Origin of the sequence: Variovorax sp. HW608, from assembly GCF_900090195.1 — a bacterium.
Classification (GTDB): domain Bacteria; phylum Pseudomonadota; class Gammaproteobacteria; order Burkholderiales; family Burkholderiaceae_C; genus Variovorax.
This window is the reverse complement of the sequence record NZ_LT607803.1, coordinates 3,009,266-3,034,674: the sequence shown is the minus strand read 5'-3', so window position 1 is coordinate 3,034,674 and position 25,409 is coordinate 3,009,266. Positions and strand designations below refer to the sequence as shown.

The following is a 25,409-nucleotide window of genomic DNA, read 5'->3' as shown; positions in this document are numbered from 1 at the left end:
TCGGCCAGGCATGGATAAACACAATTGTGTTAACTGTGCAGTCAGCTAGTATGAAATGTATGAGCATGAATCCACTCGACTGGGAAAGCCAGCGCGCCTTTCTCGCCGTGCTGCGCGAGGGCAGCCTCTCCGCCGCCGCGCGCGCGATGGGCGTGGCGCAGCCCACGGTGCGGCGCCGTCTCGATGCGCTGGAGCGCTCCATCGGCGTCGCTTTGTTCACGCGCTCGCCCACCGGTCTGACGCCGACCGATGCGGCGCGCGATCTCGGCGCCCATGCCGAGGCCATGGGCGCCGCGGCCGATGCCTTTGCACGCGCGGCGTCGGCCGACACCGGTGCGGCGTCCGGCAGCGTGCGCATCACGGTCAGCGAGGTCATGGGCGCGGAGGTGCTGCCTTCGATGCTGGCCGACCTGCAGCGCAAGCACCCGGGCCTCGCGTTCGAGCTCAGCCTGACCAATCGCAACGAGGACCTGCTGCGGCATGAAGCCGACATCGCGATACGCATGGCACGGCCCACGCAGGCGGCCCTCGTCGCGACGCGCGTCGGCACGGTCGAGCTCGGCTTCTTCGCGCGGGCGGACTATCTGAAGAAGCACGGCACGCCGAAGAGCCTCGACGATCTCGGCCGCTTCGCGCTGATCGGGCCGGATCGCGAGACGGCCCACCTGCGCTGGTTGCGCGACCTCGGCATCGACCTCCGGCGCTCGATGTTCAGTTGCCGCACCGACAACCAGATCGCGCAGCTCGGTGCGATCCGCGCCGGGCTCGGCATCGGCGTGTGCCAGAAGGCGCTGGCCGCGCGCGACCCGAAGCTGGTGCCGGTGCTGCCGCGCGCCTTCAGCCACGGGCTCGAGACCTGGGTCAGCATGCACGAGGACCTGCGGCGCATGCGCCGCGTGCACGTGACCTTCGCGCATCTGGTCGCCGCCCTGACCGCGTACTGCGGCAGGGCAGCGCCCGGCGCGTGAAGCCGGCGGGAACTCAGCGCTGCGGCCGGATCCGATAGAGCGCGTTGTTGCGGTCCGCAGTCACGTAGACCGTCCCGTCGCTGCCCACCGCCACGCCCGTTGGCACGTAGGGCGGCGGCACGCCGGGGCCGCCCTCGAGGCCGATCGGCAGGCCTTCGGCGACGCTGCGCCGCGTGCCGGCGGCCGGGTCGATCTCCACCACCCGCCGCGCGGCGCTTTCCGCGACGATGAAGCTGCCCCACGGCGTCTGCGCCACGCCCTCGGGCATGGCCAAGCCCTCCGCGACCGCGCGCAGCGGCGCGCTGGCATCGAGCGGAATGCGCGTGAGCTTGCCCGTGGCTTCGGTCACGTAGAGCGCGCCGTCCTTGCCGAGGATCATCTGCACCGGGCCGCCGAGGCCGCTGGCGATGACTTCCTTCTGCTCGAACTTCGGCCCGTTGGCTCGCGTGATGCTGCCGGTCGCGAACTCGGCGTAGATCACGCTGCCGCCTTGCATCGGGATGGCGTCGTACGGCGCCTTCAGGCCGCGGATCACGCCGCTGGTCTTCAAGGTCTTGCGATCGACCAGTTGCACCGTGCCGCTGAACCACGAGGCCAGCGCGAAGTGCGTGGGCGAGAGGCCGACCGCGAACGGGTATTCGAGATCCGGATCGCGCTGCATGCGGAAGATGTCGCGCACCGCGCCGCTCGTCGCATCGACCTGCCGGAAGCCGAAGACGTCGGCGACGAAGAGGTCGTTGCCGTCGATCTTCATGCCGGCCGGTACCGCGAGCTTGCCGCTGGTCGGCATGCGCGGATCGCCGGTGGCGGGGTCCAGGGCCTCGATCGAGAAGCCGTGCACGCCGTTGAAGGACGAAGGCGCGACGATCGCCTCCGGTGCGGCCCATCCAGCGGGCCGTCTGGGCGGCGCCGTCGGCGCCGTCGTGCAGGCGCCGAGGAGAAATGCCGATGCCAGCAGGACGCCACCCATGATCCGCTTCATGCCATCTCCTTCGCGTTCAGGCCCTGAACCGGCGGCGCGTGAGTCCGAGCGCAATCCAGTACGCGGCGACCGTGTAGGCGACGAGCACCACGGCATGCCGCAGCCAGTCGTCGGGCCACTGGTCCATGAAGAGCGGCCGCACCAGCATCACCGCATTGGTCAGCGGCAGCCACGCGGCCACCGCGCGCACCACGCCGGGCAGTTGCTCCAGCGGAAAGAACACGCCCGAGAGGAACATCATCGGCGTCATGAACAGCGTGAAGTAGTAGGTGAAGAAGTCGTAGCCCTTCGCGAGCGCATTGAAGATCAGCGCGATGCACGAGAAGGTGATGCCGCAGCCCACCAGCACCAGCCACGCGATGAAGAGCTTCGGCGTGTGGCTGATGCCCAGCGCCAGCATCACGAAGAGGATCGCGGTGGTGGTGAAGATCGCCTTGAAGCCGGCCCACAGCATCTCGGCCAGCACCACGTCGTCGAGGCCGACCGGTGCGTTCATGATGCCGTCCCAGGTCTTCTGCACGTGCATGCGCGAGAAGGCCGAATAGAGCGCCTCGAACGAAGCCGCGTTCATCGCGCTCATGCAGATCGAGCCGCTCGCCAGGAAGAGGATGTAGGGGATGCGCGTGCCTTCCACCTCGACCTGGCCCACGAGTGCGCTCATGCCGTAGCCGAAGGCCACCAGCCAGATCAGCGGCTCGGCGATGTTGCCGATCAGGCTCGGGATCGCGAGCTTGCGCCACACCAGCAGGTTGCGCAGGAACACCGGCCACCAGCGCGTCGAGAGCTCGGGCGGGCGCCAGACGGAGCGGGCGGGCGGTGCGGCATCGATCACTGCGGACATGCGTCTTGTCTCCTGGGTCGCGGTCAGCCATCTTCGCGGATCTGGCGACCCGTGAGCTTGAGGAACAGGTCTTCCAGATTCGCCGGCCGATGAAAGGTGCGCAGGCCGCTGCGGTCGCCCAGCGCCGCCATCAGGCCGCGCGCGTCCTGCGTGTAGAAAAAAACCGTCTCGCCGCTCACTTCCACGCGCGCCGCGTAGTCCTTGAGCGGCGAGTGCGCGAGTTCGAGCGCGCCGTCGCCGTAGAGCTCGACCACGTCCGGCTCCAGATGCTGCGCGATCAGGTCGCGCGGCCGGCCCTCGGCGATCTTGCGCCCATGGTCGAGCACCAGGAGCCGCGAGCACAGACGCTCGGCCTCGTCCATGAAGTGCGTGGTCAGCAGGATCGATTTGCCCTGTTGCAGCAGCACCTGGAGCCGTTCCCACATGAGGTGCCGCGCTTGCGGGTCGAGGCCGGTGGTGGGCTCGTCGAGCATCAGGAGCTTGGGATCGTTGACCAGCGCGCGCGCCAGCGACAGGCGCCGCCGCATGCCGCCGGAGAGCTCGCCGGGCCGCGCATCGGCCTTGTGCGACAGCGCCGCGAACTCCAGCAGCTGAGGGATGCGCGGCATGATCTGCGAGCGGCGCATGCCGAAGTAGCGCGCGTAGACCATGAGGTTCTCGGCGCAGGTGAAGTCGGGGTCGAGCGTGTCGAACTGGCTCACCACGCCGAGCTGCGCCTTGATCGCGCGCGCATCGCGCGGCATCGAAAGCCCGCCCAGCGCCTCGATCGTGCCGTGGTCCGGCGCCGTGAGGCCGAGGCACATGCGGATGGTCGTCGTCTTGCCGGCGCCGTTCGGGCCGATCACGCCGAGGCATTCGCCGGGCGCGATCTCGAACGAGAGGTCGTTGACCACCACGGACTCGCCGTAGCGCTTGAAAAGGCCGTGGGCCTGGAGGAGGGGTGTCGGCACCGGCCCATTGTGGCGCAGGACCGTCAGAGCCGAATCCCGGCGAATTCCTGCTTCATCCATTCGACGAAGACCCGCGTGCGTGCCGGCAGCAGGCGGGCGTGGGGATAGATCACGCTCACGGGCCGAGGCGGCGGCTCGAATTCCTCGAGCACGATTTCCAGGCGCTTGCGCGTGACGTGCGGCAGGACCTGATAGGAAAAGAAGCTGCCGAAGCCCATGCCCGCGGCGCACGCCTCGACCGCGGGCGCGATGTGGTTGAACTCCAGATTCCCCTCGGTCGACACGGCGATCGGCCGGCCTTCGTCGCGGAACCGCCAGGGGCCGGTGGTGGTGGGGTGGATGTGCACGCAGTTCGCCTTCAGCAGATCGCGCGGATGCTTCGGTCTGCCATGCCTCAGCAGGTATTCGGGGCTCGCGACCACCACGCGGCGGATGCTGCCGAGTTGCTGCGCGACCAGCGACGAGTCCTCCAGCGCGCTGATGCGGATGCCGACATCGACGCCTTCTTCCAGCAGGTTCACGGGCCGGTCGTGCAGCAGCACGCTGCAACGCATCTTCTCGTAGCGCTGCAGAAAGCGAACGATCGCCGGCGACACGTACATGTGGCCGAACAGCACCGGCGCGGTCACGATGAGCCGGCCGGTCGGTTCGGCCGCGTCGACCGTGAGCGCGCGATCGGCGGCATCGGCCGCGGCCAGCACCTCGCGTGCGCTCTGCAGGTAGGTGCGGCCTTCCGAGGTGAGCGAGATGCGGCGCGTGGTGCGATGGAAAAGCCGAACCCCCAGATGCGCTTCGAGCGCGGCGAGCGAGCGCACGACCGCGGGCAGCGAGCTGCCGAGCACGTCGGCCGCCTTGGTCAGGCTGCCGTGATCTGCGATCTGCACGAAGGTCTGCCAGAAGCGCCCAACACATTGTCAACATCTGCGCCCGCAGCTGTTCGGAATTCAGGCGCCGTAGACCGCAACCCACAGGTGCAAATTGTCAACACGGCGCTGGTTGCGCTACTCGCCTCCGCGTCCAGCAAACAGAATGTTAGATCGTCATCGCACCTGCGCGCTCGCTCTCATTTCAGACGTTCATCCAGGTTGGACGCAATTCATTCAGCGCCAGGGCCGCGAGTCGCCGCAAACAGCGGATCTGCAGTAGCTTCGGCCGTTGGCTCGCCTCACCTGAACCGATTTCCCCAGCGGGGCGGCGCATCGTCCTCGACTTCGTCAGCGAAAGTGTCGAGGGTGAGCACGGTGAGGACCTTGCCCCAGTTGCCAAGGCTACGGACTTCCTCCGACACCTCAAGATCGTAAGGACCGTTAAACCAGTCCTTCAGCTCCCCGGTCCCATCGGAGCGACTCGCGCCCGACACCAAGGCCGACGAAGCGGTGAAGCGGGCGGTGATACTGCCGATAGGAACCGGTTCACCACGGCGAGGCCAGTCTAGGCCGCGGAACTCCCGCAGCGACGGCGACCACTTGCAGTACTCGACTCGCCCATTCGAACTGACGATCACTGCCGCGGGAATAGACGTGTGGTCCACATATCGGTTCGCGGTGGCAACGAGCGAAGTCCCGCACAGTTCGGCCAGGTGCTCCACGCCGTCCATGCCGTCGTCGCTCTTGCGGAGGGCACTGGTGAACCAATCCTTCGGCATCAGGAGAGCGGCCGCGAAGGAATCCGCCTCCTGCTCGTAGGGGTCGCTGCTGCCGCTTGCGGCGCGTGATTCGTGGACCTTACCGTTCGTTCCTAGCACCGCTTCCACGTGACCTGGCATGAAGTAGTGCCCCAGTTCATGTGCGACGCTGAATCTCTGGAAACCGGTGCTGGAGATCGCCGTCGAGTACAGGATGCCGAACGTCGTACCGTGACGAAGCAGCAGCCCAGATACGCCGGGCTTTGTGCTCGGCGCGGGCTGCACTGCGATGTCGCACCCTTCGGCGATCACGATCGGGTCCACGGGCAAAGCCTTGAAGCCGCGCTCTGCAAGAACCTGTTGGGCCTGGATCTCCGCGGCACCAGCATCAGGAATGGGCCGGCTCACGACTTGCGCTTCTCCGCGTCTTTCTTTGCCAGCAGGTCGAGGAATGCCTCGGCCAGTTGTAGATTTTCCTGGGTGAGCTTCGCCGCGTGCCGCGCCAGTGTGTCCGGGGTGCCAACCTCTTCAGGCGCGTCAACCCGGCCCAACAGGTAGTCGGCGCTGACCCTGAGGCTATCCGCCAGCCGCTTCAAGTTGTCGAAGGACGGCTTGCGCGTGCCTCCTTCGAAGTGGGAAATGGATGTGGAAGGCAGGGCAGCGGCCTCGGCGAGTGCTTGCTGGCTCAGCTGCCGTAGCTCGCGGGCAGCCTTTAGCCGTGACGGGAAGAGATCGTCCTTGGGGTTCATTTTCGAAGTCGACAACTAGAACTTGACGGTATCGACAAGTTATCGCTATATTTCTCGACAAGTCGATCTTGTCGTTTCCGCATTGTGCGTTGGAAGTGGGTCGACTGCAAATAGGGAAAACCTATGCAAGCTGACGCTTCAGCCAGCAAGCCGGATGGCGACCGGAAACAGGACGTTCACATCTTCGTGGACGGTGAACGCGAGGATGTGGAGGTGAGCAGCCTCACAGCGCGCCAGATCATTTCCGACTTGGCCAAGCGCGACCCCGCAAACTACTACTTGGTGCAGATTCACGGCAACGACCGGATCAGCTACCAGGGCAATCCCGATGAGCCCATCGCGCTCAAGAACGGGGTGCACTTCCAGACCGTGCTCTCCGGCGCCACCCCCGTTTCCGACGGCGCCTTGACGGGGCCCGGGGCATTCGCCCGCGGCTTGGCCGAGGCGGGCTTCAGCGTTGCGACCGTACCCGGCCATCCTGATCACCTCTATTTCGACTACGTGGTGCCCTCAGGAACGAAAGCAGGCACCAAAGTAAAGGTCGGCGTGATCGTCCCGCAGGACTTTCCTGAAACCCCGCCCAGCGGACCTCACGTCTCACCCCGCGTGTTCCCTATCAACACGAGCGGCACGCACCCGTACGGCGCTATTTACCTCGAGCACTCGGCGAAGTTCAGCCAAGCCCTGAGCGAGCCGTGGCAATACTGGTCGCGACCGTTCCAGGACTGGAGCACCGGCCGCAAGACCGTGGCTGCCTACCTGAGCCACATTTGGCGCCTGTGGGATAGCCAATGAGCGGGACACCCACCTTCAGCGCTGCGATGACGGCCGCCGTGCACGAGCAGGCGGCCGCCCATCTGCTCCGTGCCGACGGTCAGGAGGACATATGTTTCGCGTTGTGGAGTCCGAGTTCCGGTGCCACTCGGACTACGGCACTGGTCCGGGAATTGATCCTCCCAGGCGAAGGGGACCGGATACTGCACGGCAACGTGAGCTTCACGCCGCTTTTCTTTGAGCGCGCACTCGCCACCGCCGCTGCCCGCGGCGCAGGGCTTGCGATGCTGCACAGCCATCCGCTCGGCGCAGGGTGGCAGGGTATGAGCGTCCCAGATGTCGCTGCGGAGAGTGGGAACGCCGGTGCCGTGATGGGCGCAACGGATTTTCCCTTCGTGGGGCTTACTCTCGCAGGGTCTGACCAGTCCTGGAGCGCAAGGTTCTGGTATCGCCATGCTCCCCGAGACTGGCGTCCCAACTGGTGTGAAAACGTGCGCGTGGTCGGCGAAGCTCTCCGGACAACTTTCTGTCCGGACTTGGTGCCTGCGCCTCGGGCGAGCGGACGGCTGGTCCGTACCGTGTCAGCGTGGGGTGAGCAGAAGCAGGCCGATCTCGCCCGGCTACGGGTCGGCGTTGTGGGGGCGGGAAGTACCGGCGGCTTCATCGGTGAAGGCTTGGCACGTACAGGCATCCAGCACGTGCGGGTGTTCGACTTCGACAAGGTGGACGAGCACAATCTCGACCGTCTGTGCTACGCCCTTCCTTCAGACGTGGGGAAGCCCAAGGTGCGTGTGTTCGCCGAGAGGCTGCGCTCCATCGCGACGGCGGAGAGGTTCCTGGTCGAGGAGGTGCCGCATGCCGTTTACGAACCAGAGGCCTACCGACTGGCCTTGGACTGCGACGTGCTGTTCTCGTGCGTGGACCGGCCGTGGGGCCGTCATGTGCTGAACCACATTGCGTACGGGCACCTGATCCCGGTGATCGATGGAGGAATCCTGGTGCGGACCAATCGCAGCCGGCAGTTGGTCGGCGCGGACTGGACAGCGCAGACCGTGGGGCCGGGCCGTGCGTGCTTGCAGTGCCTGGGCCAATACGACACCGCGTACGTGCAGACGGAGCGTGAAGGACGCCTGGACGACCCACAGTACATCGAGGGTCTGCCCGGGGACCACCCCCTCAGGGCCCGCCAGAACGTGTTCGGCTTTTCCATGGCCTGCGCCAGCCAGCAGTTCCTCCAGATGCTGAACTTGGTGATCGCGCCCCTGGGGCTGGCCGACAGCGGCGTTCAGCGGTATCGCTTCGTCGACTCCACGATGGAGTCCAAGCGGCGCTGCACATGTAAGCCAGGTTGCGCGCTGCCTTCGCTCATCGCTGCCGGCGACAAGTCGCCGTATAGGGTGTATAGAACCTAACAAATCTTGCCGGACTGACACGAACGATCTTCACGGAGCCTTGGCTGGGCATCCCTTGAAGGCAGCCCCAGACTTGGCAAGCAGTGATTGGGTATCAGGTTTCGAAGCTCGCTCAGCACAAATTCCTTGCTTCAGCTGCGGGTGAAGCCACCGCATCGGAGCGTCATGGCGAGTCGTCAGTTCCCTGAACGCACCGTGTCATCCGTAGCTATAGGGAGAGTCCAAGAGTCGGGCTGCAATACTTGGATTGGGGGCTTCAAGGACCTGCACGCCCTCGAAGTTTGCGAATCGCAGAAGGCGCGAGTAGGTAGCTTCTGCGTGCTTGCGAGATTCGCTAGACATGAATCCGAGCCTGCTATCTCCCGAGTGTCGAAACTGAGCTCGTAAAGTCGGGCCAAGAGCCCTTCGCAGCCGGGTCAGAAGCGGACCAGAAGTGGACGGTCGACAGCGCCGCGGAATTCGCCGGATAACCCCCGCGTTGCCGCGATGAGCGCGTGCCTGCAGCCGCCTGTCCATGAGGGACCTTCAGGTGGCGGCTTGGTGCATTCACCGCGCCTCGTTGTCGCAGAAGGCCATTCGGGTACGCCAAGCAGCAACATTGAATTGCCCGAAGATGCTGTCGACAAGACGGGCGATCACATCCAGCTCTTTGGCATCGCGAGCAGCCGGGCCATGCTCACGCAACCCCCTGCGGGCTCTGAGAGACGGGCTGGGCACGCCAGAGCCTTCATGTCCATCACACAGTCGGGCCATGTGTTGTCGTTGGCCACAGGCGGCTTCTGGCATCAAGGATATTGAGAGCGGCAGTCGCCGTCTTGTTGGCAGCGGGAATGGCCCCCCAGATTTTGGGGCGCTCCTGCTGGCACTGGCTTCACCTTTCAGGGAAGCAATCGAGCTGAGCAGCCAATGCGTGCCAACGTGTCGCGGAATCGAAGCACTCGCGACGTTCACGTGCCGTGCTGATTTGCGCCATGGACAGCGGCAGCCGCTCAGAGTTGTCCTGCCGACTCCAGACTCCCACCCGTTGGGGATGACGAACAGGCGGCAATCGCCGTATCACTCGGGTGCGCGAGGCAGGAGTGCGCATTCCTCTTCTGCCCCGACCCGACCAACCACCACCAACGAGGACTGACATGCGAATCAGGAAAAGTGTGGCCCGTCTGAGCGCGGGCGAGAAGAAGGCATTTGTCAACGCTGTCATTGCGCTGAAGAATCGACCCAGCGTTCTGCACCCAGGTGACGCTTCGCTCAGCCGCTACGACGACTATGCGGACATCCACATGAACGCCATGACGGCCACGCCAGGTTGGGCACATCAGCGGCCCGCCTTCTTCCCATGGCATCGCGAGATGTTGCTGCAGTTCGAGAACGATCTGGAGGCAGTCGATCCCGCTGTGACCCTGCCCTACTGGGACTGGACGGATCCAGCATCCTTCCCGTTCACGGTCGATTTCCTCGGCACCAATGGCTCGGGGCCAACAAGTATGGTTGTCGACGGGCCATTTGCATCTACCGCGTCTGCGCATTGGACGATCAAGATCAAGGACAACCCCGGCGATCCCAACTTCTTGCAGCGCAACTTTGGCGCAGACCCTACGGCCACGGCACTTCCGTCGCTCGCACAGGTCAATAGCGTTCTCGGCATCACTCCGTACGACAACTTCCCGTGGGCAGGGAATACAGGCGGCTTTCGTGCCAGCCTGGAAATCTCTCTGCACAATCTAGTCCACCGGTGGGTCGGCGGCACCATGGGAAACATGACCTCGCCCAACGACCCGGTGTTCTTCTTGCATCACGCAAACATCGATCGCCTGTGGTCGCGATGGCAGGGTAGGCACTTGAGTTCCGCTCCGTACCTTCCGGTCAGCGGAGCAGCTCAAGGTCACAACTTGCAAGACGCGATGATCTTCAACGCCGAACCGCCGCCACCGTGGGCCGGCACCGCCACGCCGGCAAGCGTGATTGACACCCATCCACTGGGCTATGTCTATGACGACGAGGTCCGGGTGCCCAAGTTTGACAACGTGCTCTCGCTCACGCGGGTACTGTTCGGTGTGATCAACGATGCGCCGGGTGTGGTCATCGGGCCCGACGGCAAGCCTCACCCAGTGCCGGGTGGTCCCGGTCCGGTATGGAATCAACTATCGGCCCGGCAGAAGGATCAGCTGCTCGGTTCAGTAGTGCACGAATTGGCTGGGATGGTGCACAGTGCGCCCGCAAGAAAGTCGCTGCAAGACACCGCTGCGCGCATGGAAAAGCAGTGAGTTCCTCGGAGGAGCCATGCGACGGATTGAGCGGCCCGTCACGCGATTTGCGGTGCGTTTGATTCCGTAGGGGTAGAGACTGCCCAATTGAAGGGGCGTCCGTTGCATGCGGACGCCCTTTCTCCTTTTTGATTGCATCCAACAGATGGAGTGCGCACGCACGCAGGTCAAAGCGTGGCCAAGTGAAGCGATTGACTGCGGTCACGGATCACCCACGACCCTTGGCGAACTGCAATCCACAAAGATGGGGATGCTTGCTCCCACCAAGGGGATCTCAAATGAGGTCCCAACAACTTAGGGGGACGAGCCATGTCCGCATGCGCCAGCCGTGACATCTTCCTGCAGATCGAGCCCCTCCTTGATTACAGCCCACTCGCGCCGCTTCTATGCGCGAGGCGCTATGGTCGCGATTGCCAGTTCAACGATGGCCATGAACTCGGCCGTATCCCGGCCGAGGAGATTCTCGACGCGCGTGTTGACGCATTGGTCTATCGCGAGTACCTCGACGGGGACTACACGATCCCGAACACCGCGCCTCTGGTGCCTTCCGACGTCGCCGAGCCCCCATGGGACCGGCGCGTACCGAGCGCGCTGATCTGGGCCAAGCCCGGCGAGCGCCTGCGCATCCACTTGCGCAACGCAGACCCGCGCGATTGCCACAGCCTGCACGTGCACGGCCTGCGCTATGGCATCGACTCCGATGGCGCATGGCCGCGCGGCGTGGCGAGCAAGGACGGGCGGCGCAGCGACGAGATCCTGCCCGGCCAGACCTGGACCTATGTCTTCGACATCACCTCCGAGACGATCGGCGCATGGCCTTTCCACGATCACGTGCGGCACGTGCAGATGAATATCAACCGTGGGTTGCTGGGCGGCATCATCGTCCGAGACCCGCGCGCAACACGCGTCGATCACGAAGTGCCGATGTTCTTTCACGTGATGGCCGGCTCCAGCGGCAGTGTGCAGTTCGAAAGTCCGATGCTCTCGCACGGCGACGTGTTCAAGTTCAAGTTCCTGGCGGCCGACCAGACCACCGACTACATCTGCCGGATTCACGGCCCCAGCATGGCGGGGAGTGTGCACGTGGTGGCCGGTTCGCCCACCGCGGCGGTGAACGTGAAGATCGAAGACAACAAATTCACCCCGGCCGACATCACCATCACCGCCGGCACCGAGGTGATCTGGACCAATTCCGGTGACAACCAGCACATCGTGTTTTCGGGTGGTGGCGGCAAGGCGAGCTTCTGCCTCAACGGCCGCGCGTTCGTCGGCAACACGCCGATCATCAGCGCCAACTCGGGCGAAACGATCCGCTGGTACCTGTTCAATCTCGACACCGGCAGCATGTGGCACAACTTCCACCCCCACGCGTCGCGCTGGCAGATTCCGTCGCCGCCAGGCGGCGCCAGCGACGTGCACGCGCTGAGTCCGGTCGAGACCTTCATTGTCGACACTGAAGTGCCTCCGGCCCTACGCCTGCCCTGCGAGCTGGAGCAACTGCAGTGCTGCCCGCCGGCCGATGCGTGCCTGACAGAGCTGTGCGCCGACTTCCTGTTCCACTGCCACGTCGAAGAGCACATGATGGCCGGCCTCGCCGGGCTGATTCGCGCGACGCAGAAGGTCTGGATCACGGATGCGGTGCTCAAGCAGACCCAGCTGGTGCTGCCTCTGGGCTGCTGCGACAACGAGTGCACACCGGTGGACCTGACGCGCTGCATGGGCCGCGAGCCGTTGCGGCCGACGCAGCAGCCCCCGACGCGCGGTGACAGCCCGATGCCGATGACCATGCCGGCCGACGCGGGCACACCCGAGCACGTGGTGCAGATGCAGGAGCATGCCCACACGCCGGATGCGATGGATCACGAGCACCCGTTCGAGCCGGTGGTGGTTCCCGCTACCGGCCCGGTTGACGCGCAGACCGTGGCGAAGCTCGGCTACTGGGAACTGCTGCCATGCGAGCTGCCCGTGCTCGCGGTGCATGCAGCGTTGATGCACACCGGCAGGATCGTGTTCTTCGCTGGTAGCGGCAACGACGAACTCTATACCACGGGCTTCCGCAGTGCGGTCTACGACTACAAGAGCGGCACCATGACGATGCCGAACACGCCCGCCGATGTGTTCTGCGCCGGCCAGTCGTTCCTCCCCGACGGGCGATTGCTGGTGGGCGGCGGCACCGAGCGCTACGACCCCTTCGTCGGCTTGAAGACGGCACTGCTCTTCGATCCAGCGACCGAGCATTGGACCTTCGTGCATCCAATGAAATGGGGCCGCTGGTACCCCGCGCTGATCACGCTCGGTGATGGCCGGGTGATGGCTGCCTCGGGCGGAGGTAACCCGGAGAACGAGCTCTACAGCAACCCCACCGGCTGGTCCGTGGCGGGGCCGGGCTTCGGCTGGCCGCTTTACCCGCACCTGAACCTGTTGGCCGATGGCCGCGTATTCCATTCGGGGATGCGGCTGGGCGGCTCGGGCGTACAACCTGGCTTCCTGATACCTGCCACCGGCGCCTATGCGCCGCTGCCGGCGGCGGCCATTCCCGCCAGCTTCAACTTCGGCGCCCGCGACCAGGGCGCGACTGTGCTGCTACCGCCGGCTCAGATGCAAAAGATCATGGTGATGGGCGGTGGCAGCCCGAGCATCAACGCCGTTCACATCATCGATACCGATGCGCCCGGTCCGCACTACGTCGCCGCACCGTCGATGCTTCGCAACCGTATCCACGTCAACGCCGTGATCCTGCCCGACCGAACCGTGGTCGCCACAGGCGGCAGCGGCATCGCCGAAAACGCGCTCACCGCGTCGACCGAGGCGGAAATCTACGACCCTGTCACCAACACCTGGACGACCGGCGCCCGGGCGCGTGTGCCGCGCATGTACCACTCGATCGCGCTGCTGCTTCCGGATGCGCGCGTGCTCACCGCCGGCTCCAACCCGAGCCGGCGCAACGACGAAATGCGGCTCGAGGTCTATCACCCGCCGTATCTGTTCCGCGGGCCGCGACCTTGCATCGAGAGCGCGCCCGCCGAACTCACGCTGGGTGATTCGTTCTCCCTGCACATTCCCAACGCGGAAGACATCAAGTGGCTGAGCCTGGTGCGGCCGATGGCCACCACGCATTCGTGCGACAGCGAGCAGCGCCTGGTCGACATCGCGTTCAGGCGCAGCGGTGTATGCAAGCTCGTCGCGCACCTGAGCGACAACCCGAACCTGGTGCCACCCGGCCACTACATGCTGTTCGCGGTGAATCAGGCCGGCGTGCCGTCCATCGCGCATTGGCTGCGCGTGAAGTCCAAGCTCGAGACCATTCGCACGGTGAAGATCCACCCGGCCATCGGCATCGCGCGTGTCGGCAACAGCCCGAGCGAATTCTTCATCGGCCCGGAGATTCCCGGCGACAGCACGCCGCCGGCCGGCGGCTACAAGGACAAGCAGCACCGTGTGAAGCGCCAGGCCGCGCGCTTTCGTCTGTTCGGCTACGACGAACACGGAAAGCTGGTGCAGGAGCTGGACTCGAAGGACGCCACCATTCATTGGACCGTTCACCTGGCCAACAAGAAGGCGGCCGGGCCCCGCTTTGAGGGCCTCAAGCAAGACACGCCGCTGCGCAACGCCGGCGTCGCCGATCGCAAGACGCTCGAGATCGACCCTGGTGCGCGCTCGATCAGCGGGGTTGCGCAATCGGCCAGCTTTGACAGTGGAACCTTCCTCGGCGCCAGTGTGCCGCTCGGCGAGATCCGCACCGACGAACAGGGCCGGCTGCTGGTGCTTGGCGGCTTCGGCCACTCGGCGTCGCCTGCCAGTGCGCCAATCACCTCCTTCGCCAACAACGACGGCTGGCACGACGACGTGTCCGACGGCCCCGTCACTGCCACGGTGGAGTTGCACGGCCTGGACCAGACGCTGCATGCAGTGGGGGCCTGGGTCATCGTCGGCCCGCCGAAGTTCGCGCCGGCGGTCCAGAGCATCAGCACGCTGTACGACGTGCTCCTTCAGACCGCGGTGGACAAGCTCGGTTTCGCGCTGCCCGAGCAGCCCTCGTTCAGCCGCGACATCTTCCCGCTGCTGGCGCGGGTCACGCAGATGAAGTGGGTCAGTGCGCTGGCAGGCTCGGCGCACAAGACCTTGGCCGCCATCGTGCCGCCACCGGGGCCCGACGCGGTGCGCGCGGCGATCTTCGAGCGCCTGCGCAACCCCAATGACGGCTCGGGCGGCGACATGCCCATGGTTTGGTCGGAGCACTACGGCATGCAGGCCGACGAGCGGGCCGCGCCGCGCAACGTGGCTGATATGGCCGAGATGGACGAGGCCCAGAACCAGCCCGTCACGCGCATCCAGTACCGCGTGCTGGAACAGTGGAAGAACGGCGACTTCGTCAACGACTGGAGCGGGCCGCCATCACCCGCCACCGAGATCACGCCAGAAGGGCTGGATCGGGCTGGCCTGGACACCTGTGTCGGCGGGCCGTTCTACCCCGGCATCGAGGCGGGTTGGGCCCTGCGAGACGTGTTGCCCTTTGCCGAGCCGTTCAGGCTCTCGCTGGTTGCGTTGTCGGCGGGCGACGTGACGCAGCAGATGTCGGTGCCATGGCAATCGGACTTCAACGACTGCCAGTTCGAGGAGCCGCTCGCTTGGTGGCCGGCGCAGCGGCCCGACGATGTCTTTGTCGGCACCAGCGACACGCCGGTGAAGTGGACCCGCGACATCGTCGATGGCCCGGAGGACATGATCAAGCGCTGGCACCGGCTGGGCTTCGTGGTCAAGGATGGCACGCGTTTCGTGGAGAGCGAGCGCGAAGACCAGGACTAGCGCCATTGGCCACCGCCGACGACGTCGCGATCATTGGCGCCGGCCCGGCCGGCTGTGCCACGGCGCTGGCATTGCGTCAGCATGGGCACAGCTGCCTGCTGCTCGAGCGTGCCGCCGATTCGCCAGCCCGCGTTGGTGAAACCCTGCCGCCCGCCGCGTGCCGTCCACTCGCAGCCCTGGGCGTGTGGGAGGCCTTCATCGCGTCGATGCCGCTGCCCTCTGTCGCGATCCAATCCGTCTGGGGCCACAGCGAGCCTCTTGAGCGCGACTTCATCTACGACCCCTACGGCAACGGCTGGCATCTCGACCGCGCGCGCTTCGATGCGATGCTGCTCAAGCAGGCGCAAACTGCGGGCGTCGGGTTGCGTCGGCCGGCGCAAGTGCATTCGGCCGAACGCGACGCAGACGGCCTCTGGGCGCTGCGCATCGCAGGTGAAGTCCTGCGTGCACGCTTCGTCGTCGATGCCAGCGGCCGCGCCGCTTCATTCGCGCGGCGCCAGGGTGCGACGCGTGTGGCGCGCGACCGCTTGATTGGCGTCGTCGCGCGTTATCGACCCCGCACCCGCGAGCGCACCGAGGCAGGGGTGATGCTGCTGGAAGCCACCGAACATGGATGGTGGTACGGCGCACCCTTGCCGGACGCACAGATCGCGGTCAGCTATATGACCGACCCCGATCTGCACCCGCGGAGCGTGTGCCAGTTCGAGTCCGCACTGAGTCACACGGAGCATCTGGCTCACCTCGTAGAGGCTCACCTGCTCGACCGGCCGCCGCGTCCGGTGCCGGCTGACAGCGCCTGCCTGCAGCCGGCGTACGGCATTGGCTGGCTAGCCGTCGGTGACGCGGCCGCCTCTTACGATCCACTGTCGGGTCAGGGCATCTTCAAGGCGCTCTCGAGCGGGCGGCTTGCGGCAGATGCCATCAGCGCGAACCTGGCCGGAGATCACTCGGCACTTCAGGTTTACGACACCAAGATCCTCGCCGATTTTGACCTAGCGATGGCCCTGCGCAACGCCTACTACGCCCATGAGAAGCGTTGGCCCGAATCCGTGTTCTGGCGCCGGCGCCAGAACAATGAACGGGGTTGATCGAGTCACGCGTCGCATCGAAGGGAGGCCATCTGTCCCCGCCATGACCGGCATGCCCTGATAAGTCCACTTGGGCGTGGAGCTTGGCCCCCAGCGTCGCCAGCGACAACAGCCTCAACCGTCCGCGAATTGGAACGTCGGCCTGATGTTTTGATTGAGGCGGAAGGAGTTCGTCGCGCGACGAGCCGAACTGATCGCCTTCGAAGCTGGCCTGCAAGTACGTGATCGAGCGATGACTGGTTGCGAGGCCAGCCTCGTAGGTCTCGGGGATAGGGGGATCGTCACTGTGACGACCGGCATATCGCCCGAGAGCCGGCGTTTCTCGATCGCGCACGAAATCGGGCATTGGGAGCAGCACCGCGGCCAGAGTTTCTCCTGCCGAGTCGAGGAACGGGCGCTGGATAAGGCCGAAAAAAGCAAGGAGCGTGAAGCCGACGACTACGCTTCATCGCTCATGATGCCCACCGGCATGTTCAAGGAAGCCATCAAGGCCGGTAAGAGCGAGGTGTCGTTGGCACTCGTGAGTGACCTGGGCGCAGCGTTCCAGGCCAGCTTTCCGGCGGCTGCCATCCGCTTCGCGGAGTTGTCCGGAGAACCAGTCGTTCTGATCTTCAACGGCGCCGACAATGGCAGATGGTGGTCCGCTCGCTCCAGTCGCGTTCCTGAGCATTTATGGCTAAAGCGGGAGGTCAACAGCGACAGCTACGCGAGTGACTTGCTGGAAGCTGGTGCCGGTACAAAGAAGCAGGGCAAGATGCCTGCGGAACTCTGGTTCGAGTCGGTCCCGGAGGATCGATACGATGTTCAGGAACATTCAATCAGGTTTGCCGAAGGTGTCTACACCCTGCTGCACTTCACAGACGAAGTGCTGCTCGAAGAGCGAATGTCCGCCAAACGGGCCTGGCGCCATCGCGAGTAGACGTACTTCGAACCGAAGCCCCGGATTCGCGGGACGAGGCTTGGGGATAGGGTGGAGGACGCCATTTCCTCGGTGTCCGAGTAGCCTCAGAGGCTCACGCGCAGCTGCCTTGTAGAGATCAAAAGCGGGGTCGCAAGACGACGAACTCAGGTACTGCAATGTTGTCGCGAAAGGGCTGAGCAGGTGAAATCTTGTCGCCTGACGGTGCCCTTCTACGGTCCGAGCTATTTCGTGAAAGCAGTGAGTTTCAGGATCCTTCAGCTAGTCAGCTTCGGACGGAGATTGGCTTGGCGTCGCAATTTGTTATAGACATTCTCAATCCACTGGCGATCATAAGACATCATCCAGCTCCACCAGGTCTTCACGAAAGAAATCGGAATTCCGGTTGGCGAGAGCTCTCCTTTGTCTAACGAAATCATTGCGATTTCACGCAACTGCGCTATCCTTTCAGATAAGTCTTTATATTTCCCCGAAGGGCACTGAGTCTTCAACCAGTCTCGGTCGTTTTTTCTAAGCCAGTCCGAAACCCCAGACGGAAGGTCACGCATTTTGAAGCCCGGGTCTTTGTTGCGCATCTTTACGAGAATTGATCTATATCGGACGCGTGTCGCTTCTCGCGGTTTAAGTACTCTAATGATTCGAGGGACGTGCGCTTCAAACCACTTTCGATCATTTCTCAAAAGAAATTGGTACAAGCCTGGTCGAGCATTGGAGATCTGGGACCGACAAAGGCCTGCTGATGTCATATTTAAAGCCATTTCCCTCGCGGCGATAATGCGCTGCTGCATGCGTTCTGCCAGGATTTCCGTCCGTATCCCGCTTTGTGCCCTCCGCTTCTCCAGATCCTCGGCTCTCCCGCGAGTCAACCAGCCAACACCCCTCGAGCCGGCGTTGGTTCTTAATTCCCAAATTTTGGATTGCACCTCCCTGGAAAATTTGTTTTCAAGAAGCGCCAAGACATTTTCGCCAACACACGCCCTGCGAGCGACCTCCTGTCTCGAATGGCCCCGCATTAGCATCGACACGATGTCCGGCGAAAATCCTTGCTCCACACTTATCTCGACCGCGTGTTGCTCGTCATCCGAAGGCAGAGGAATCGAGCTTCCGCGGAATTTCTGTGAGGCGCTCTTTAGCCAACTAGCCGGTGCTCGTTCCAGAGCGAACGCACACAGCGCCGCTTGAAGCACTACGGGCACCCTGCTCGGCAAGCCGATAAGCGCCGTTTTGACTCTTTCGCGTGAAGCAAAGCAATGAAGCGTTCGTTGGACTGCCTCGAAAGAATCAACCCCAAACCACGTGACGAATTCGGCGAGCAAACTTCCAGGCGAAGAGAGATCGTGAGATTCACTGAAGGCTGCATGACAGAGGCGATGCCGCTGATAAGGCCTAAGTATCGGCGCCGTCCCCCGATAAACATTTTGAAGCAATTCGCACGTCTTCTGGTAGCCCTCTGAAAATTGAAAGCGTGTTCGAGGGAGTTCGTATTCAACGCTGTCTTCGCACCTCTTACATTTTGTATGCGCTGGTATAAAGCTCCGGCTACTTCTGCAGGCTTCGCATCTAAACCTGAGCTGCCGACCGTGAAGAGGACACCTTTGGATGAACCCCAGCTGATGAAAAAGATGCCAGTGCCCAAACCCATACCGCGCCAAATCGTCTGCGACGCAGTCTGGGCAGACCCGGCACATGGAGGGCGAGGACGTCCCATCGAAGGCAAGTGTCATGATGGAGTGGCGACCGCGAGCATCGCCTGCCGCCAAGGAGGCAAGCCAAAGCAATTCTTCCTCCTCGGTAAAAAATGCCCCCCATAAGCCCGCTTGTGAGTGCGAAGCCATCAGGGTTGCGGCTGCGATGCTTCCACCGAGCAGATCCTCGGAAATTCGGTTTGCTCGCAACGCAAAAGGGTTCTCCAATCTGGCCTGGCCGCCTTCGAAATCCTTGCTAATGTCCTTTGCACGGAAGCACCCACATGCGCCATACGCAGTCAATATCGATCGAACTGTCGCATCTAGGGGTACCAGAGGAGTCATGCTGGATCCATCTCGCTAAAGTGGGGCAATCTTTCGGTTGATGTCGACAACTTTTCGCCCTAACTTAGAAGCTGATGCCGATCTTTTTCGCGCCTGATCTGCTCCTGAGCCTGCTATCGCGTTCGGATATATAGAAGAAAGTGAAAAGTCTTGGACATCGGGGAAAAATTCCACTCGCTCCTCAGCGGATAGGGCCGCCCAGCGCTCTGCGAAGGCCGCGACAGGTTGGTCTTTGAATTTCGATAGCGCCTCAATATCTCGCCGCACATAAGCCGAGATGATTGGCCTCACTCCAACCATGGGACTACTGTGCACAGCTTCAATCAAAGCTTCCGAATCGACGCGCTCTTTTCCTGCTAGCAGGGTGCACAAGAGTGTTTCCCTGCGCAATCGGCGCACGTACGCCGGCAGGCCACCCGTCAGACACCAGATTACCTTGGGCAGATCTTCGATGTGGGAATCAGAATTTGGACCGAAGACCGTGAATCCCCACAGATGCGGAATTATGTCTTTCGTCCAGCGATCAGTGAGCCACGAAATTTCAGGAAAGAACTTCCAATCTCCGCCCTCGGTGAAACGATTTAGATCTTGGCTGTCTGCCATAAGATCGTCAAACGCAAGCGGATTTCCCATGAGAACTACGGGCGTTCCAGAATTCAGAAGGCGCAGAAAAAATTTGCGAAATATCTTGCCGATCACGGGGGTGTTCAGGTCCCCATCTTGTGATTCTTCTATAAACAGCATGCTACATCGATGGAGGCCTAACCAGTGAACTATATGCACCAACTTAGTGTCGACGCTTTTTAGCTTTGCCAGTTGGGTGGCATAGTTGGTACACAGAACCTTGTCCATCTCGCGAGCGATAGATTCGCACAAAGTCGACCTACTGCCATCGGCTGGCATTTCCGCACATAGCCAAACCAGCTGTTTAAGCTCTGCCCAACCGCACTCTTCATTTCGTCCCCGATCGATGCGCTGCACAAACTGCGCCGTGAAGCGTTGTCGAAAGGCCGTTTTGCCACTCTGACTCGGCCCTTGGAGAATCGCCCCTTGAGCCCTCATTTGTTCGTACGGGGGGTCGGGAATGTCGTCAATGGTCTTATCGAGCGCAGCAAAGGCATGGAACGCCCATTCCTTGTTCGATTGCAGCCTGGGGTCTCTTTGAACAAGACTGTTGATGAGCATCAGATGGAGTCTTATGGCTGCCTCCACGTCGTCAAAACGCGGTACGTAGACGTTGCTAATCTGCTCGATGGCGAGGAGCCGTCTCTCCGCGGCCACCTTCGTTGGCCACTTGCGGCAGGGATCAAAAAAAAGAGCGTTTGCCCAATCGATGGCTCCCATCAGCGGAGTTACGCCGGGGAGCAGCGGATTACCATCGGCCCACGCAAAGGAATCGCTGTTGCTATCTACCTGTGCCATGATTTGCGGATCGCCTCCATACGCGCGGTCTGGCTAGAAGTAGTGCTCTTGGCCGGTAACGCCGACTCGTAATCCATTGGTGCGATCGTGGCATTTCCAGGTAAGCCGAGGTCCCTTTTCTTTGCCGAATTCAACTCTTTGGCAAGGCCAGACCTTTTTCCGCTTCGTCTGGCTGCTCGGCTCGGGCGTTTCGCTAGGGCATTCAATTCAGCCTGCTTTTCTCGCATTGTGTGCTGATTGGCTCGATCATTCTTGGCAATACGTGATCCTTCCGCGTTTTGGACAACACGCGTGGCGATGAATGCTGCGAGCTTGTCGCTCGAGGCGATCGTTAGCCAGTCCACAAGCGTTACCTTGTTTAACTCAGCATCTCGCGCCTTTAGATCTAACGACTTCATGCCATTGAGCTGAATGAATATTTGGCTCAGATTCGATGGATCGACGAACGCCTCATATTCAATAGCCTTCTTTCGCGCACGTGTTAAAATGTCGGTCTGATAAAGCCATTCAGCCGAATAAACCAAGCCCGGGATCAGCTCCCCACGGGTGCCTCGCGGATCGCGCAAGTGAACCCCGTCTCCGTGCACGACAGCCGCTATTCGAGGTAGACACTGGGCCCGGAGCAAGTCAAGGTTTATTGGTTCGCTCGCGATGTATCCTTTTCTTATTTTCCACAGAACGATTTCTTTTCGCGTTGGCTTGACGCCGTCGTTTCGCATCTCGAGCGTCAAATACTGAGGAACTTGTTCTACATTGTTGTGATACAAGATCCCTTCAATCAGATGAGGCATGTTTTCGGAATGCGTTCGACAGGCGACATCTTCACGAAACGGATCTCCCCGCTTTCGCCGTCGGCCATGTGTTGCCCCGATATTTCGTGAGTCAACCAGACTATGCAACGTCTTATGCCCGGCTTCGACTTTGGCTTTGCTGTTTGGGCTGAATAGCTTTGTAAAGGCGATCGAGAGCTCACTTTTGGAAAGAGTCTTGATGCTGTTATGGGCTTTTATGTCGCCGTTGTCTCCCGTCACCTGTTTCGGCATCCAGTTGATCCAGTCGTCTTTTTCTATTTGGACGCTAAATTGTGCGGCGTATTCAACGTGTCCTTCGGCACAATTGAGAAGGGCCCGCATTCCAGTGTATTGGCTTGAGTGCTGATGTCCTGACGCGACACCCAAGATGTAGTCGGTAGAGTCTTCTACAACAAGCGTCCTCCAGCTCGTCGGAAGCACGATGAGTCTGGATGCTTCGCTAACCGGCGTCTGGTCTTCACTGGTGCTGTCAAGATATGCGCGCAGGCCGAATATGTTGGCCCTCTCGTAGCCGGAATGCCTGATCGGCTGCTGATGTCCCTCGTAGTGAGCGACGCCCAGATTAATCTGCTGTGGGCGATCCCTTTTTGAGGCGGGGCCGTGCAGTTCAAATTGTGCGAGAGTCGGGCGTCTTTCTGGCGGTAGATAAACTACTTCAGGATCTTTCGAGGAGGCAGTGTATTCGAGCTTGGCTGCATAATATTCACTCATCGTTTTGTGATATGCATATTCCAAGGTGGCGTCGGAAGATTTGTATTTCTGGTACCCCGCTCGGAGATTTTCCTTGTCGCGCTCAGTGAGATTGAGACCGAGCTTCCGTTTGCGCGCAGCGCCTGACAGGGCCTTGGCTTCTATGTTGGGTCGACCAGGCTTCGTCTTAAACTGCTTGGATTGCCCAAGCCCGCCACAACATCCAAAGTAGGGCAAAAGAGAATTTCGATGACCAAGTCCTAGCATATATCGCCGCAACAGTTGGACGATCTTTGGTGGCGATACGTTTTTAATACCCGCCTGTTGCGCAGCGAGTTCTGAGGCTAGGCCGGCTTCTAGGAGGGCAAATGCATCGTATTCATTGACGATTCCTGCAATCAGTGCATCGTGCTGGTTTCTGCGTTTCAACCATTTTGCGGGGTGCGCGCGCGATTTTCTAATCAAGTGATCAATTGTGACGCCATGTTCCAGGTCTTCGTCCGAGAGCTCCCACTCAGCGGGGAAGCCCGCTCCAATCAACGAGAATTCGCCAGATTTTATAAGTCGTTCAAGTTCGGCTTCATCGATTCGCCGTGGGGATTTGATGTGGTGGGCAAGGCGTTTATTTTTTTCTCCTTGCTTTGGAAACGGAATCCACCAGAGCGCGGATCCGTCTGGCAAGACACAAACGACTCGCCCTTCGTGAACGGGTAAGCCTGTTGTATGCGAGCGCAAAACAGAGCCTAGAACATCTGAATCGATGGCCATCAGGCGTCCAGTAGTTCTCGCCGCAAGCGGTCGCGAAATGCTTCCGAGGAACGGTTGAGCATCTTGTTCATGTAGATCGGCTGGGTCAAGTCGATGTCAATGAGACCGCCCCAAGCGGCCATGCGGAAGAATGTGTGGCTGTACTCCAGATCCAAGCCGGTCTTCTTTGCCGCCTTGATCCTGCACACCTCGATCGAATCGCTGTTGGCGAGACGCATAAATTCATGGGCAAAGTCAATCAGCTGATTTGACCTGCCAAAGGCTTCAATTTCGGAACGTAGTGGTTCGAGCCAAAGCAGATTTTCGTGAAAGCGCTCAGGGAGAGAGTCGCTGTACATAATCTTCGAAAAGGCGCCAGCCTCTATCGCGTATCTTTCTTCGAGCGCCAACCGCTGGACCACTCGCCGGCTGCGTGGGGATTGGCGTTGCGTTGCCGGCTTACATTGCCAGAGTGCTAAGCGGTCCTTTGGGGGCGTACCGTGGCGAATCATCAGATCGGTGGTCGCAACAAAGGGAATGTCCGTGCCCGGATACACGCCATGCTTTATCCCCAAGTCGTGGGCGATCTCGAGCATCCCGCGTAGAGGGGGTAGAAATGCATCCCGGTCGATGTCCCAACCTGTCAGGGGGTGCTCGTGCTCGCCTGGCCACATGGGCATCTGTTCTCGAATTTCTGTAGCGCCGAGCCACGTTGCGATTCGACTTGCCCTCTCTTCCCCAGTTGAAAGGAGGTGGAGAGAGCGGTAGCGATAGAGCGGCGTGTGACTTACGAAGATCGTGCTGATCGGCGAGCTGAGGCGACGTCGCACGCGGATCCAAGAGCAATACGATTCTCCAATCCCACAGCCAACGCCGCCGTCGATCAACGCAAAGAGCCGCTTTTTCGTCATTACAGTTCTGTAAGGCTGAACCAACCCGGCGGGTGCCGCGGACGGCCTGAACCCTGACCACGCACCGTTTTGCTCGTGCAATTCACGCGCCAATAGAACGGTACGTAGTGGGCCCTCAAGCCGGGCGATTTCCGGGCACTTTGTCATTGGACGACACTTGTATCGGCTTCCGGCACCTGGTTGGCGCTGGTCCAAGCGTGTGTCCGTCGCGCTCCCTTGCGCGGGAAACACGGAGCGCGCCTATCGCTACGGACTCGGGCAGAGACCTCAAATCGGCGAGCTGGATGCCTGCCAGGCGAGCTCGACAACAAGCACAAATGGGTGTGCCCGCTCTCGGGCATAAACGAGCAGACCCGTCGTACGTCACGCGCCGCCCTGCGCGACGCGGCCTTATTCGCATCAATTAGTAACGCCGACAGTTGTTCTGATCGTTCCATCGAGGGCTCCGCAATGGCTGCAAAGGGCATTGGGCGGTAAATTCCGGCCAGTTTGTATGAGCGTCGCAAGCTTGAACACCTGCACTGAAAGGCGGAGTTTCTGTACCCTTGTTCCATGTCACGACAAGCGGATCTCCGTGCCAATGGGTGGCTCGAGCCTCGACGAGCGACTGTGGGGCGCCCAACGAGAGATCCCCTTGACTCGCTTCGCACGCGGCTGTGGTTCAGCGTCGTTCTGCAAAGCAGTGGTGCTCGCTCGGCTCATTCCTTGGAGCAATTGATTGAGCCCAAGCCCGGGCGCGAAACCGGCGACGGCATTCGTCGAACCAACAAGTGGGCGCACTATCGTGATGGCATCAGGATCCCCACTGCCACTGGGGGGAGGCCAAGTGCCGTCGACTTGGCGGAGTGTGCGTTTAGCGGCACGGCACGCTACTTTCGCAGTCCAATTTGGCTGATCCTGGCAGGCTGGACGCCAAACCAGCAGGAAAGTAACGACCTCCTGCTGAAATGTGATGCCCGGGTTCTCAGCATCATGTCCAACAGTCGGGAGACCCGCACCTTTGCGGGAGAAGGGCTTCTGGGATTTTGTGACGAGGACGCTCGTCTCATCGCGCGCCTTGGGGACTTTAGTGCTTACGAAGCCTTGGTCATCGTGCTTGCGCGTTCAGACGCGATCGCCTCGGCGCAATTGCGACACTCCGCGTTCGATGGCTTGCGAATTCTCGAGGACGCCCTTGCCGTGAACCCTATCCTGGGGCCATTTTGCGAAGAGCTCTATCATGAAATCACGGGCCGTTTTAGGTGTTGGTTGTTCGATACCTCCATGTTCCGCGAAGACTTGTTGTTCGTGCCTTGGTCGCTTCACCGCGCGATCTTGCGCGAAGGTGCTTTGGTCCGGTCGCGATGATCGCATTCGCGAGGGTAACGCGACGTGATAGTCCCGATTTCGAAGGGACTGATCCCGTCTACTGCTACATCTC

At 61.7% G+C, this 25,409-nt stretch carries 18 protein-coding genes and 1 pseudogene; 8 read left to right on the top strand and 11 right to left on the bottom strand.

What is annotated here, in order from left to right; translation table 11 throughout:
• Nucleotides 1-65: 65 nt before the first annotated feature.
• A complete protein-coding gene (locus VAR608DRAFT_RS14165; protein WP_197700529.1) occupies nucleotides 66-968 on the top strand; it encodes a LysR family transcriptional regulator in 903 nt (300 codons plus the stop codon).
• A gap of 13 nt (nucleotides 969-981) precedes the next feature.
• On the opposite strand, the gene VAR608DRAFT_RS14160 is transcribed toward VAR608DRAFT_RS14165, so the two are convergent.
• From VAR608DRAFT_RS14160 to VAR608DRAFT_RS14135, 6 genes are all read right to left on the bottom strand, one after another.
• Nucleotides 982-1,950 carry a hypothetical protein gene (locus tag VAR608DRAFT_RS14160; RefSeq protein WP_088954631.1) on the bottom strand — a complete coding sequence of 323 codons (969 nt, stop codon included), beginning with the start codon at nucleotides 1,948-1,950 and terminating at the stop codon, nucleotides 982-984.
• Nucleotides 1,951-1,966: 16 nt separating this feature from the next.
• A complete protein-coding gene (locus VAR608DRAFT_RS14155; RefSeq protein ID WP_088954630.1) occupies nucleotides 1,967-2,791 on the bottom strand; it encodes an ABC transporter permease in 825 nt (274 codons plus the stop codon).
• A 23-nt stretch (nucleotides 2,792-2,814) separates the two neighbouring features.
• Entirely contained in the window at nucleotides 2,815-3,801 is a 987-nt protein-coding gene (locus VAR608DRAFT_RS14150; protein ID WP_088954629.1) for an ATP-binding cassette domain-containing protein, read from the bottom strand.
• Entirely contained in the window at nucleotides 3,765-4,625 is an 861-nt protein-coding gene (locus VAR608DRAFT_RS14145) for a LysR family transcriptional regulator (protein ID WP_088954628.1), read from the bottom strand. Before VAR608DRAFT_RS14145 ends, VAR608DRAFT_RS14150 begins: the two co-directional genes overlap by 37 nt.
• A 281-nt stretch (nucleotides 4,626-4,906) precedes the next feature.
• The gene (locus tag VAR608DRAFT_RS14140; protein WP_157730953.1) at nucleotides 4,907-5,773 is read right to left on the bottom strand and encodes an ImmA/IrrE family metallo-endopeptidase; all 867 of its coding nucleotides are present in this window, start codon (nucleotides 5,771-5,773) and stop codon (nucleotides 4,907-4,909) included.
• Entirely contained in the window at nucleotides 5,770-6,114 is a 345-nt protein-coding gene (locus VAR608DRAFT_RS14135; protein ID WP_088954626.1) for a helix-turn-helix domain-containing protein, read from the bottom strand. Before VAR608DRAFT_RS14135 ends, VAR608DRAFT_RS14140 begins: the two co-directional genes overlap by 4 nt.
• 123 nt (nucleotides 6,115-6,237) lie before the next feature.
• Here VAR608DRAFT_RS14135 and VAR608DRAFT_RS14130 point away from each other — a divergent pair, with 123 nt between their 5' ends.
• The 6 genes from VAR608DRAFT_RS14130 (at nucleotide 6,238) to VAR608DRAFT_RS14100 (ending at nucleotide 17,377) form a co-directional block, all read left to right on the top strand.
• Nucleotides 6,238-6,909 (top strand): hypothetical protein, encoded by a 672-nt coding sequence (locus VAR608DRAFT_RS14130; protein ID WP_088954625.1) that lies wholly within the window; start codon nucleotides 6,238-6,240, stop codon nucleotides 6,907-6,909.
• Entirely contained in the window at nucleotides 6,906-8,300 is a 1,395-nt protein-coding gene (locus VAR608DRAFT_RS14125; RefSeq protein WP_088954624.1) for a HesA/MoeB/ThiF family protein, read from the top strand. The genes VAR608DRAFT_RS14130 and VAR608DRAFT_RS14125 overlap by 4 nt, the downstream gene beginning before the upstream one ends.
• A gap of 1,133 nt (nucleotides 8,301-9,433) precedes the next feature.
• Nucleotides 9,434-10,564: a tyrosinase family protein gene (locus tag VAR608DRAFT_RS14115; protein ID WP_088954622.1), complete on the top strand. Its 1,131-nt coding sequence runs from the start codon at nucleotides 9,434-9,436 to the stop codon at nucleotides 10,562-10,564.
• A 309-nt stretch (nucleotides 10,565-10,873) separates the two neighbouring features.
• Entirely contained in the window at nucleotides 10,874-15,370 is a 4,497-nt protein-coding gene (locus tag VAR608DRAFT_RS14110) for a LodA/GoxA family CTQ-dependent oxidase (protein ID WP_088954621.1), read from the top strand.
• Between the two features lie 5 nt (nucleotides 15,371-15,375).
• Entirely contained in the window at nucleotides 15,376-16,458 is a 1,083-nt protein-coding gene (locus VAR608DRAFT_RS14105; protein ID WP_157730951.1) for an NAD(P)/FAD-dependent oxidoreductase, read from the top strand.
• 232 nt (nucleotides 16,459-16,690) lie between these two features.
• Nucleotides 16,691-17,377: an ImmA/IrrE family metallo-endopeptidase gene (locus VAR608DRAFT_RS14100; protein ID WP_088954619.1), complete on the top strand. Its 687-nt coding sequence runs from the start codon at nucleotides 16,691-16,693 to the stop codon at nucleotides 17,375-17,377.
• A 257-nt stretch (nucleotides 17,378-17,634) separates the two neighbouring features.
• Here the strand turns inward: VAR608DRAFT_RS14100 and VAR608DRAFT_RS37970 are convergent, their stop codons facing one another.
• The 5 genes and pseudogenes from VAR608DRAFT_RS37970 to VAR608DRAFT_RS14085 all read right to left on the bottom strand — a co-directional run bounded on the left by VAR608DRAFT_RS37970 (nucleotide 17,635) and on the right by VAR608DRAFT_RS14085 (nucleotide 23,989).
• Nucleotides 17,635-18,333 carry a hypothetical protein gene (locus tag VAR608DRAFT_RS37970; RefSeq protein WP_231973506.1) on the bottom strand — a complete coding sequence of 233 codons (699 nt, stop codon included), beginning with the start codon at nucleotides 18,331-18,333 and terminating at the stop codon, nucleotides 17,635-17,637.
• Between the two features lie 624 nt (nucleotides 18,334-18,957).
• Nucleotides 18,958-19,212, bottom strand: a pseudogene (locus VAR608DRAFT_RS38535) (TniQ family protein); the annotation flags it as partial.
• Nucleotides 19,213-19,422: 210 nt separating this feature from the next.
• Nucleotides 19,423-20,829, bottom strand: a complete 1,407-nt coding sequence (locus tag VAR608DRAFT_RS14090; protein ID WP_088954617.1) for an AAA family ATPase — start codon at nucleotides 20,827-20,829, stop codon at nucleotides 19,423-19,425.
• Nucleotides 20,817-23,099 (bottom strand): hypothetical protein, encoded by a 2,283-nt coding sequence (locus VAR608DRAFT_RS37030; protein ID WP_157730947.1) that lies wholly within the window; start codon nucleotides 23,097-23,099, stop codon nucleotides 20,817-20,819. The genes VAR608DRAFT_RS14090 and VAR608DRAFT_RS37030 overlap by 13 nt, the downstream gene beginning before the upstream one ends.
• Complete coding sequence (locus VAR608DRAFT_RS14085) at nucleotides 23,099-23,989, bottom strand: TnsA endonuclease N-terminal domain-containing protein (RefSeq protein ID WP_157730945.1); 891 nt, start codon at nucleotides 23,987-23,989, stop codon at nucleotides 23,099-23,101. Before VAR608DRAFT_RS14085 ends, VAR608DRAFT_RS37030 begins: the two co-directional genes overlap by 1 nt.
• A 705-nt stretch (nucleotides 23,990-24,694) precedes the next feature.
• On the opposite strand from VAR608DRAFT_RS14085, the gene VAR608DRAFT_RS14080 reads away from it, so the two are divergent.
• Complete coding sequence (locus tag VAR608DRAFT_RS14080) at nucleotides 24,695-25,336, top strand: hypothetical protein (RefSeq protein WP_088954615.1); 642 nt, start codon at nucleotides 24,695-24,697, stop codon at nucleotides 25,334-25,336.
• The last annotated feature ends 73 nt before the right edge of the window (nucleotides 25,337-25,409 follow it).

What these genes read in the sequence shown, in the direction of transcription:
- VAR608DRAFT_RS14165 (WP_197700529.1), top strand. Translation starts at nt 66, where the DNA reads ATGAATCCACTCGACTGGGAAAGCCAGCGCGCCTTTCTCGCCGTGCTG.
- VAR608DRAFT_RS14160 (WP_088954631.1), bottom strand. Translation starts at nt 1,950, where the DNA reads ATGAAGCGGATCATGGGTGGCGTCCTGCTGGCATCGGCATTTCTCCTC.
- VAR608DRAFT_RS14155 (WP_088954630.1), bottom strand. Translation starts at nt 2,791, where the DNA reads ATGTCCGCAGTGATCGATGCCGCACCGCCCGCCCGCTCCGTCTGGCGC.
- VAR608DRAFT_RS14150 (WP_088954629.1), bottom strand. Translation starts at nt 3,801, where the DNA reads ATGGATGAAGCAGGAATTCGCCGGGATTCGGCTCTGACGGTCCTGCGC.
- VAR608DRAFT_RS14135 (WP_088954626.1), bottom strand. Translation starts at nt 6,114, where the DNA reads ATGAACCCCAAGGACGATCTCTTCCCGTCACGGCTAAAGGCTGCCCGC.
- VAR608DRAFT_RS14130 (WP_088954625.1), top strand. Translation starts at nt 6,238, where the DNA reads ATGCAAGCTGACGCTTCAGCCAGCAAGCCGGATGGCGACCGGAAACAG.
- VAR608DRAFT_RS14125 (WP_088954624.1), top strand. Translation starts at nt 6,906, where the DNA reads ATGAGCGGGACACCCACCTTCAGCGCTGCGATGACGGCCGCCGTGCAC.
- VAR608DRAFT_RS14115 (WP_088954622.1), top strand. Translation starts at nt 9,434, where the DNA reads ATGCGAATCAGGAAAAGTGTGGCCCGTCTGAGCGCGGGCGAGAAGAAG.
- VAR608DRAFT_RS14110 (WP_088954621.1), top strand. Translation starts at nt 10,874, where the DNA reads ATGTCCGCATGCGCCAGCCGTGACATCTTCCTGCAGATCGAGCCCCTC.
- VAR608DRAFT_RS14100 (WP_088954619.1), top strand. Translation starts at nt 16,691, where the DNA reads ATGACTGGTTGCGAGGCCAGCCTCGTAGGTCTCGGGGATAGGGGGATC.
- VAR608DRAFT_RS14090 (WP_088954617.1), bottom strand. Translation starts at nt 20,829, where the DNA reads ATGGCACAGGTAGATAGCAACAGCGATTCCTTTGCGTGGGCCGATGGT.
- VAR608DRAFT_RS37030 (WP_157730947.1), bottom strand. Translation starts at nt 23,099, where the DNA reads ATGGCCATCGATTCAGATGTTCTAGGCTCTGTTTTGCGCTCGCATACA.
- VAR608DRAFT_RS14085 (WP_157730945.1), bottom strand. Translation starts at nt 23,989, where the DNA reads ATGACGAAAAAGCGGCTCTTTGCGTTGATCGACGGCGGCGTTGGCTGT.